This window comes from Alistipes sp., from assembly GCF_020026455.1.
Classification (GTDB): domain Bacteria; phylum Bacteroidota; class Bacteroidia; order Bacteroidales; family Rikenellaceae; genus Alistipes.
In genome coordinates this window covers 80,176-89,201 of sequence record NZ_JAHHQJ010000012.1, presented here as the reverse complement: position 1 = coordinate 89,201, position 9,026 = coordinate 80,176, and the positions used below count along the sequence as shown (strand labels likewise).

Here is a 9,026-nt window from a genome sequence, read left to right as displayed (position 1 = left end):
GAATGGAGCGCATGGCTCTTCGAGCGGAGCAGATGAAGCACTCCGCTGCTCCGGGAGGGACGGACGGGCGAACGGCTCTTCGAGCAGAGCGGGTGGAGCGCTCCACTCCTCCGGACGGGGCGAATGGAGCGCATGGCTCTTCGAGCGGAGCAGATGAAGCACTCCGCTGCTCCGGGAGGGACGGACGGGCGAACGGCTCTTCGAGCAGAGCGGGTGGAGCGCTCCACTCCTCCGGACGGGGCGAATGGAGCGCATGGCTCTTCGAGCGGAGCAGATGAAGCACTCCGCTGCTCCGGGAGGGACGGACGGGCGAACGGCTCTTCGAGCAGAGCGGGTGGAGCGCTCCACTCCTCCGGACGGGGCGAATGGAGCGCATGGCTCTTCGAGCGGAGCAGATGAAGCACTCCGCTGCTCCGGGAGGGACGGACGGGCGAACGGCTCTTCGAGCAGAGCGGGTGGAGCGCTCCACTCCTCCGGACGGGGCGAATGGAGCGCATGGCTCTTCGAGCGGAGCAGATGAAGCACTCCGCTGCTCCGGGCGGGGCGGGTGGAGCACTCCGCTGCTCCGCGCAAGGGAGCGATTCTGCGTCCTGCGCGAAACTACAGGCACCGCCGAGAGTCGATAATCGGAGCCCGAGGGAATCGAATCCCCAATTTAGACCCCAGCATCGCACTTTTTGCCGAAAAAATCCGTTATCTTTGACACAATGTTCTCCCGGCTCCGCATATTCCACCTGACCCTGATTCTGATCGGGGTGGCAGCGGCCTTTTCGGTCCGTGCCGCAGGTCCCGGCACGCATGCTCCCGGCCGGTTCATGCCCGACAGCGCCCGCGTGGCAAATCCCGATGCAACGGCACGCACCCAGCGTCTCTACGACAGCATCCAGTCGAAAACCAGCCGGCGCACCGTGCCACGCATGCTCTACCGGATGCTCTTCGTAAAACCCGTGCTCGACACCACGATGAACGGACGCGTGACCGACGAGAGCCGTCTCCTGGAGCCCTATGCCGGAAAAACCATCGGCGACATCGCCATCGAACGCCGGCAGATTTTCGACCCCTCGCGCAACCGCCTCGAGCGCATGGCCAACAAAACCCACATGCTCACGCGCGACCGCGTCATCCGGCGCGACCTGCTGTTCCGCTCGGGCGACAAGCTCGACCCGCAGCTCGTCGTGCGCACCAAACAGCTGATTCTCTCGCGCGGCTACATCTCGGACATCGACGTCGCGATACTCCCCGACTCGGTGGACTCGACACGCGTGAACCTCCTGATCACCACGCACGACAGCTGGACCATCTCCGTCGACGGAGGATGGCATTCCGGGGGACGGACGATGGTGGGACTTTCCGACGCCAACATCCTGGGGTCGGGCAACAAGCTCAAATTCATGACCAACTTCAGCCGCAAGGACTTCTCCTACGGCGGCAACATGGTCGAATACGAGATCCCCAACCTGCTCGGGACCTTCTACACCGCGGAGATCGGCGGCGGCCGCGACTTCTACAACTCGACGCTCAACCTCGGCATGCGCAAGGAATTCCTCCAACCGACCGACTACGAGATAGGCCTCACGTACAGCGACGTCAAAGCCAAGCACTACATGATCGAACAGGACACGTCACTGCTGGTCAAGGAGCGCAACCTCGACGTCTGGGGCGGCTACTCGCACTACCTGCACGGGATCAAGTCGAGCGTCTATCTCTCGGGGCGCTACAACTACCGGCGTGTGAGCCGCAGGCCCCTCGTGGCCCCGGACCACAACCCCGCACTGCACGATCAGGACGCCCTGCTGGTCGGCGGAGGTCTCTACCGCGAAAAATTCTACGCGGCCAACATGATCTATGGATTCGGTACGCGCGAGTACCTGGCGACGGGCTACAAGGCCGAAGTGACGACCGGCTATTCGTGGGGCGAATTCAACGACGCCCTCTACCTCGGCACAAGCTACGAAACGGGCGGATTCCGCGCAATGGGCTACATCATGGGCGGATTCACGCTCGGCAGCTACATAGACCTCGAAAACGGCATGTGGCAGCGCAGCGCCGTCGATGTCGACCTGCGGTGGTTCTCCAACCTTTTTCTGTTCAGACGCAGCCGCATCCGTCAGTTCCTCGCCTTCAACTACACCCAGGGCTGGAACCGTACGACGGGCAACAACGAGAGCATCCGCTTCACGCGCACCGACGGGCTGCAGGCCCTCAAGGAGTACATCACCGGTACCAACCGCATGATTCTCAACACCGAGACGGTGATATTCACCCCCTATCAGCCGCTGGGATTTCGCATCGCCGTCTTCGGGTTCGCCGACTTCGGGCTGATCGGCTATTCGCCCAATATCTTCAAAAACGACTTCTTCACCTCGTTCGGACTGGGCGTGCGGCTGCGAAACGAACGGCTGGTGTTCAACACGATCCAAATCCAGCTGGGCGTGGCCTTCGGCAAGCGCGGACTGGTCGAGAGCGAATACTTCCGCCTTTCGAACCCGACACGCATGGAGCAGTACCGCTATCGGCCGACACGGCCCGAGATTGTCGAATTCAAATAGGGACACCTGCAAAAAAGCGGAGGATTGCAACGAATCCCCCGCTTCCGCGTACTTTTCAACGGCTTGCGGCCGTTACCGGTGGGTATGAATCTCGACCACGCCATTACGCCCCTTCTCGCCGTAACGCTTCACGGCCTCCTCTCCCTTATAGACCTCCATCTGTCTAATGCGCTCGGCCGGAAGGCTTTCAACCTCCTCCTTCGAGGCCTCCCGACCGTCGATACAGAGCAGTACGCCGTCGGAAAATCCGCCCTTCTGCGCAACCTGCCCCCAGGAACCCGATTCGAGCCCCGCCCGGGTGATCTTTACGGCTTTGCCTTTCAGATCGGCAACCGGTACCACCTCGTCCGGTTCTCCGGTCTTTTTGAGCGTTACCAGAATCACTCCGTCCTTGCCCTTGTCGCCGTAAGCGGCCACGGCCGTCGAATCCTTGAGCACGGTGATCGACTTGATGTCGCTGGCGTCGAGGCTGTCGAGTGTCATCACCTCCCGACCATCGACCAGAATCAAGACTCTTTCCTTCAAATCCGGCGTGGATTTTTGACTTCGGATTCGGAGAGTCGTGTTTTCTTTTGTACCTTTGTCCTCCGGAAAGACATAGGCGGTTTGGGCGAAAGCCCCCAGGGCAACGGCCGTGAGCGGCAGGAGCAGAAGCACCCTGGCTCCAGCCCACCGCGACGATTTTTTACGTAACATCATGGTAATACGGTTTTTAAGTTTACTGTGACTGAAGCTGTTGGCAATTGAGCACCACCTCCCGCCAACAGCTTTTTTTAGCAACAACATCTGGTAGCTCCGGGCGTCGACACCGCTGTCGAGCACCGCCTCGTCGGCCTCGTATTCGTGGATGGCCCGCAGTTCGCGACGCAGCAGCCACATCGCGGGGTTGAACCATTGCAGGCAGCCCGCAACGTCGGTCACGACCAGATCGAGCGAATGACGCAGCCGCAGGTGCGCCCGTTCGTGGAGCAGAATCACCTCGCCGTTTTCCGCCAGATCCCTCCCGGACATCACGATATAGCGTCCCCAGCTGAAAGGCGTCACGGGCTGTTCCGTGTGCACCAGCACGGCCCCGTCGGCCAGCCGCTCGCGGCGTCCGCCGCGGATCAGGCGCAGGACTCCGATGAACGAGCAAAGCGTCCACAGCAGTGTGGCGACCGCCCCGATCAAAAAGACCGTCCCGGCGATCATTCTCCACGGAGCCGATCCGGAAAGCGGATCGTCCACAGCCGCCGCAGCGGCCTCCCCGCCCGGAATTTCCGGCAGGACGGGAATTTCACGGTAGACCGTGATCACGCACAGCGGCAGCACAAACGAGAGGCACATCGCCCCCAGGACCACGATCCGGTTGAGGCGGTGGAAGGTCTCACGGCTCAACAGCAATTTGAAAAAGAGGTAGAAGACGGCCAGGCAGACGCCGACTTTCAGGCTGTAAATCATCAGGTCGTACATGGCACTATCGGTTTTGTTTTTCGATGCGGTAGATCAGGCTGCGCAGTTCGCCGAGCGAGATCTTCTCCTCCTCGACCAGCGCCGAGACCGCCCCGAGGTAGGAGTTTTCGAAATAGCGGCGGATCACACTGCCGAGCGTCGAGCGCGAAAACTCCTCCTCGCTCACCACCGGATAGTATTGGTAGGTGCTGCCGAAGGAGTTGTGGGAGACATAGCCCTTGGCCTCGAGCGCACGGACCATCGTCGAAAGGGTGTTGAAATGGGGTTTGGGATCGGGCGAAAGGGCCACCAGTTCGCGCACGAACAGCGGACCGTGTTCCCAGAAGCAACGCATCAACTCCTCTTCCCGGCGTGTCAGTTTTTCAGGATTCTCTTTCATATTGGGTTCCAACAAACTTGATCGGGTATCGTTTTCAATCCGACCGGCCAACCGGAGTGGGCCGGCATCGGCGGCGGCGCCAAACACCCCGGCCGGAGCCGGTGCAAGGGTCAACGCCCATCCTTCCGACAACAAAGGTAACTAAAAAAAATTCACATGCAACTATTTTATATAGTTTCACAACTAAAAAATTCAGTTACTCATTTTTTCCGAAATTCGAAGATTAATCCGTATCTTTGAAAGAAAGCACAGGATCATACAAACAAAACAATGGCTAAACTATTTTCCGACCGTGAAATACGCGCGACGGCGGTATTTCTGCCGTTGGCCGGACTGCTGATCATCGCCCTGATGCTCGTACGCCCGGCGGCCGACCCCGAAGCGGCCCGCCGCGCCGAGGCCGAGATGGAGGAGACGTTGCCCGCGGACAGCATCGCGATGGCGCATTTCGATCCCAACACAGCCTCGCTCGACGAGCTGCGGCGGCTCGGGCTCACGAAGTACGAAGCGGTGAGTCTGCTGAAATACCGCGCCGCGGGGAAAGTGTTCCGCATACCCGAGGACCTGACACTCTGCTACGGCATCAGCGACTCGCTCTACCGACGGCTCGAACCCTGGGTGCGCATCGGCCGCAAATACGCCATCGCCCCCCGGAAGTACCGCACGGAGCGCATCCTCCCCGAGCCGATCGCTCCCGAAGCGTTCCGCATCGACACGGTGAGCGCCCGCTATCTGCGCGCCATCGGAGCCTTGTCGAAGCGTCAGGCCGAGGTGTTCATCCGCTGGCGGGATTTGAGCGGCATCTACGACATGGAGGACCTGCGCGAATGCTACGTTGTGAGCGACTCAGTGGCCGCGGCGCTGGAGCCCTACGTCATCTTCCCCGAACAGCAGGCGCGGCCGATCGAACAGCCCGTGGAACTGAACTCGGCCGATTCGGCGACGCTGCGCTCGGTGGTGGGCATCGGCCCCAAGACCGTCGTGGCGATCATGCACTACCGCGAACGGCTCGGCGGATTCGTCCGCGTGGAGCAACTCGCAGAGGTTCCGGGAGTGAGGGAACGCAACTACAAAAAAATTTTGAAACAAATTTACTGCGATAGTTGCAAAATTCGGAAAATTGATATTAACTTTGCAAGTCCGAAAGTGCTGGGGAAACACCCCTACATAGCACCGCAGACACTACGAAATCTACTGAAAACAAGACAGTTGAAAGGAGGTTGGAGCACCGCTGAGGAATTGATAAAACAGAACATATTGACCCGCGAGGAGGCAGCGCGACTGACTCCTTATCTGAAATTCGGGCCAAACAGCGGACCTGCCGACGAATAAAACGACTTTTTTCGGGAATCGTGCATCCGGGATGCGCACCCCACAGTTTTCAGAACCAACAAACAGATTCAAAACATCAAAAAACAAAGAATATTATGATTATCATGCCGGTAAAAGAGGGCGAAAACATCGAGCGCGCCCTGAAAAAGTTCAAACGTAAATACGAGCGCACGGGCGTACTGAAGGAGCTTCGCCGCCGCCAGTACTTCACCAAGCCTTCGATCGCAAAGCGCGAGGCTATGCAGCACGCCATTTACGTGGAACACATGTACCGCGACGACGAATAAGCCCGCTGCACAGAGTGGCTACGAAAAACGGACGATTCCCAAGGGGAGTCGTCCGTTTTTTCGTTACGTCCAAAGGAAAAGGAGAGGCGAGGAAGAAGCAGGGAGGGGGGGGGCATCTGTCGCATCGAAAAATCGGACCGGCCCCCTCGCCCGCGCATCATCCGCCGGCATTGCACGATCTGTCAGGTTTCGCCCCCGCCAGAAGCTCCTCCGCGGCCCGGATTGCAAAGCACAAAGAACGGGACAGACGAACAGTGCCGAAGCCCATTCCATCCGCCCCGTTCGAGGGGCATGCAAAGCACCGCATCCCGAGCAGGTAACTACCTGAGGAAAAGCAGCTCGCGATATTTCGGCAGCGGCCAGATCTGATCGTCGACGATCTCTTCCAGCTTGTCGATATGGCGGCGGATCTCGTCAAAGCAGACTGCCACCGTATCGTGGTAGGCAATGGCCTTTTCGCGCGGATCCTCGATCCGGTTGGCAACCTTGCGGGCGTCGATCATCTCGCCGGTGAGTTTCTGGATCGAGGCCGTATGGTCCTGAATCCTCTTGATGAGCTGAATGTCCGACGCGGCATTCAGCCCCCCGATCTGATGCATCTTATAGACCTTGTCGAGCAGCTGCGCCTCGTATTTCGAAGCGATCGGCACGATGTGGTTCATCGCCAGGTCACCCAGCACACGGCCCTCGATCTGTATTTTCTTGGTGTAGGTCTCCCACTTCACCTCGGTACGGGCTTCGAGTTCGACCTTGGTGAAGACCCCCATGTCGCCGAACATCTTCAGGCTCTCCCCGTCCAGATAGCGGTCGAAGATCAGCGGCGTCGACGTCTCGCAGTCCAGACCGCGGCTCTGCGCTTCGGCCTTCCACGCATCCGAATAGCCGTTGCCGTCGAACCGGATGGGCTTGCAGGCCTTGATCATCTGCTTGAGCACCTCGTAAATGGCCTTCTCCTTCTTGGCCCCGGCCTCGATCTTGGCATCCACAGCCTTCTTGAACTCGGTCAGTTCGTATGCCATCGCCGCGTTGAGCACGATCATCGCCTCGGCACAGTTGTCCGACGAACCCACGGCACGGAACTCGAAGCGGTTGCCCGTGAAGGCAAACGGCGAAGTGCGATTGCGGTCGGTGTTGTCCAGCAGCAGTGTCGGGATGTGCGAAATACCGCTCATCTTGAAGACGTTCTTGGCGTCGAAACGGATCGCATCGTCGCTCTTCGAGGCTGCCAGCTTGTCCAGCACGGCCGACACCTGCGTCCCGAGGAAGGTCGAAATGATGGCCGGAGGAGCCTCGTTGGCTCCCAGACGGTGGGCGTTCGTGGCGCTCATGATCGACGCCTTCAACAGGCCGTTGTGCCGGTATACCGCCGAAATGACGTTCACCAAGAAGGTGATGAACTGGAGGTTCTCCGAAGCGGTCTTGCCCGGACCGAGCAGATTCACTCCCGTATCGGTTCCCAACGACCAGTTGTTGTGTTTGCCCGACCCGTTGATCCCCTTGAAGGGTTTTTCGTGCAGCAGCACGCGGAACTGGTGGCGGCGGGCGATCTTGTCCATAATGGTCATCAGCAGCTGGTTATGGTCATTGGCCAGGTTGGCCTCCTCGTAGACCGGAGCCAGTTCGAACTGATTGGGGGCCACCTCGTTGTGGCGCGTCTTGACCGGGATTCCCAGTTTCAGACACTCGTATTCGAGATCCTTCATGAAGGCCATCACGCGCGTAGGAATCGCCCCGAAATAGTGGTCCTCCAACTGCTGGTTTTTGGCCGACTCGTGCCCCATGAGCGTACGGCCCGTGAGCATCAGGTCGGGACGAACGGCCCAAAGGCTCTCGTCCACAAGGAAATACTCCTGTTCCCAGCCCAGGTAGGCAAAAACCTTCTCAACATTCTTGTCGAAATAGCGGCACACCTCCGTGGCAGCCTTGTCGATGGCCGTCAGCGAGCGCAGCAAGGGCACTTTGTAGTCGAGCGCCTCGCCCGTGTAGGCGATGAAGACGGTCGGGATGCAGAGCGTCGTGTCGACGATAAAGGCGGGCGACGTGGGGTCCCAAGCCGAATAGCCGCGGGCCTCAAACGTATTGCGGATGCCGCCGTTAGGAAACGACGAGGCGTCGGGCTCCTGCTGCACGAGCAGCTTGCCGGAGAACTCCTCCAGCACACCGCCCAGGCCGTCCGGCTCGGCAAAGGCATCGTGTTTCTCGGCCGTACCGCCCGTCAGGGGTTGAAACCAGTGGGTATAGTGGTCCGCACCGTGCTCCAGCGCCCACTGGCGCATCCCCGCAGCGATGCTGTCCGCAACTTCGCGCGTGAGCGGCGTGCGCTTTTCCATCGTGTCGAGCAGGACCGCATAGGTGCGCTTGTCGAGATACTTCCGCATGGCCGCACGCCCGAATACCTTCTTGCCGAAGTAGTCCGACGGGCGCCCTTCGGGGATTTTCACCTCGACGGCCGTGTGATTTATGGCCGCATCGACCATCTTGAATCTGAGTAATGATGACATATGATACCTGACTGATTAAGGATTTGGCATTCGTAGAAAAAACCGCGCGGGGAAGGACCCGATAATTGCAAACTAAAACCTAACCTGGAATTCAACCGGACAACTGCCTTCCGGCAGGAGTTGCCGACCTGACTAATCCGGGGCCGCTCCCCCGCTGCGGTACATCGTTCGTTCCGGCAGCAAATGTACGAATTATTCCGTTACATTGGTTTTACAAAAACTTTGTTTTTCGAAAAAACAGGTATTTTTTTCACCATTTTCCCGAAAAAACATCCGTTTTTCGCCGCACACGCTCCAAAAATTCGGTCTTTTTCCGAAAAACAACCTCTTTTTTAGCAACAACTCTCAAAAATCCACTTTTTCACATTTTCCCGAAACAACCGGAAATAAAGACCAATATTCAACTATTTACCTCTACCGAAAGCGACATCCGCACCGCCCGGCCGAAAACGCCGCTGACGGCAAAATCCGGAAAAAACGCACCTGCTGTTATTTTCATAACAATTTTTTGTTACAATTAGCCAAA

7 protein-coding genes are annotated in these 9,026 nt (G+C 58.7%); 3 read left to right on the top strand and 4 right to left on the bottom strand.

The window, feature by feature from the left end; all coding sequences use genetic code 11:
- On the bottom strand, positions 1-255 hold a 255-nt coding region (locus tag QZ460_RS07960), incomplete at its 3' end, for a hypothetical protein (protein ID WP_290541044.1).
- A 452-nt stretch (positions 256-707) separates the two neighbouring features.
- Here QZ460_RS07960 and QZ460_RS07955 point away from each other — a divergent pair.
- Positions 708-2,549, top strand: a complete 1,842-nt coding sequence (locus QZ460_RS07955; protein ID WP_290541043.1) for a hypothetical protein — start codon at positions 708-710, stop codon at positions 2,547-2,549.
- Between the two features lie 72 nt (positions 2,550-2,621).
- Here the strand turns inward: QZ460_RS07955 and QZ460_RS07950 are convergent, their stop codons facing one another.
- Both QZ460_RS07950 and QZ460_RS07945 read right to left on the bottom strand, forming a co-directional pair.
- A complete protein-coding gene (locus QZ460_RS07950) occupies positions 2,622-4,001 on the bottom strand; it encodes a M56 family metallopeptidase (protein ID WP_290541042.1) in 1,380 nt (459 codons plus the stop codon).
- A 4-nt stretch (positions 4,002-4,005) separates the two neighbouring features.
- Positions 4,006-4,380: a BlaI/MecI/CopY family transcriptional regulator gene (locus tag QZ460_RS07945; RefSeq protein ID WP_290541041.1), complete on the bottom strand. Its 375-nt coding sequence runs from the start codon at positions 4,378-4,380 to the stop codon at positions 4,006-4,008.
- Between the two features lie 270 nt (positions 4,381-4,650).
- On the opposite strand from QZ460_RS07945, the gene QZ460_RS07940 reads away from it, so the two are divergent.
- On the top strand, positions 4,651-5,712 hold the full coding sequence (locus tag QZ460_RS07940) for a helix-hairpin-helix domain-containing protein (protein ID WP_290541040.1): 1,062 nt from the start codon (positions 4,651-4,653) through the stop codon (positions 5,710-5,712).
- 95 nt (positions 5,713-5,807) lie between these two features.
- Complete coding sequence (gene rpsU / locus QZ460_RS07935) at positions 5,808-5,999, top strand: 30S ribosomal protein S21 (protein ID WP_015547895.1); 192 nt, start codon at positions 5,808-5,810, stop codon at positions 5,997-5,999.
- Positions 6,000-6,319: 320 nt separating this feature from the next.
- On the opposite strand, the gene QZ460_RS07930 is transcribed toward rpsU, so the two are convergent.
- Entirely contained in the window at positions 6,320-8,476 is a 2,157-nt protein-coding gene (locus tag QZ460_RS07930) for a glutamine synthetase III (RefSeq protein WP_290541046.1), read from the bottom strand.
- Positions 8,477-9,026 lie beyond the last annotated feature (550 nt).

Coding starts and splice junctions, on each gene's coding strand:
- QZ460_RS07930 (WP_290541046.1), bottom strand. CDS start 8,476: ATGGTCGATGCGGCCATAAATCACACGGCCGTCGAGGTGAAAATCCCC.
- rpsU (WP_015547895.1), top strand. CDS start 5,808: ATGATTATCATGCCGGTAAAAGAGGGCGAAAACATCGAGCGCGCCCTG.
- QZ460_RS07940 (WP_290541040.1), top strand. CDS start 4,651: ATGGCTAAACTATTTTCCGACCGTGAAATACGCGCGACGGCGGTATTT.
- QZ460_RS07945 (WP_290541041.1), bottom strand. CDS start 4,380: ATGAAAGAGAATCCTGAAAAACTGACACGCCGGGAAGAGGAGTTGATG.
- QZ460_RS07950 (WP_290541042.1), bottom strand. CDS start 4,001: ATGTACGACCTGATGATTTACAGCCTGAAAGTCGGCGTCTGCCTGGCC.
- QZ460_RS07955 (WP_290541043.1), top strand. CDS start 708: ATGTTCTCCCGGCTCCGCATATTCCACCTGACCCTGATTCTGATCGGG.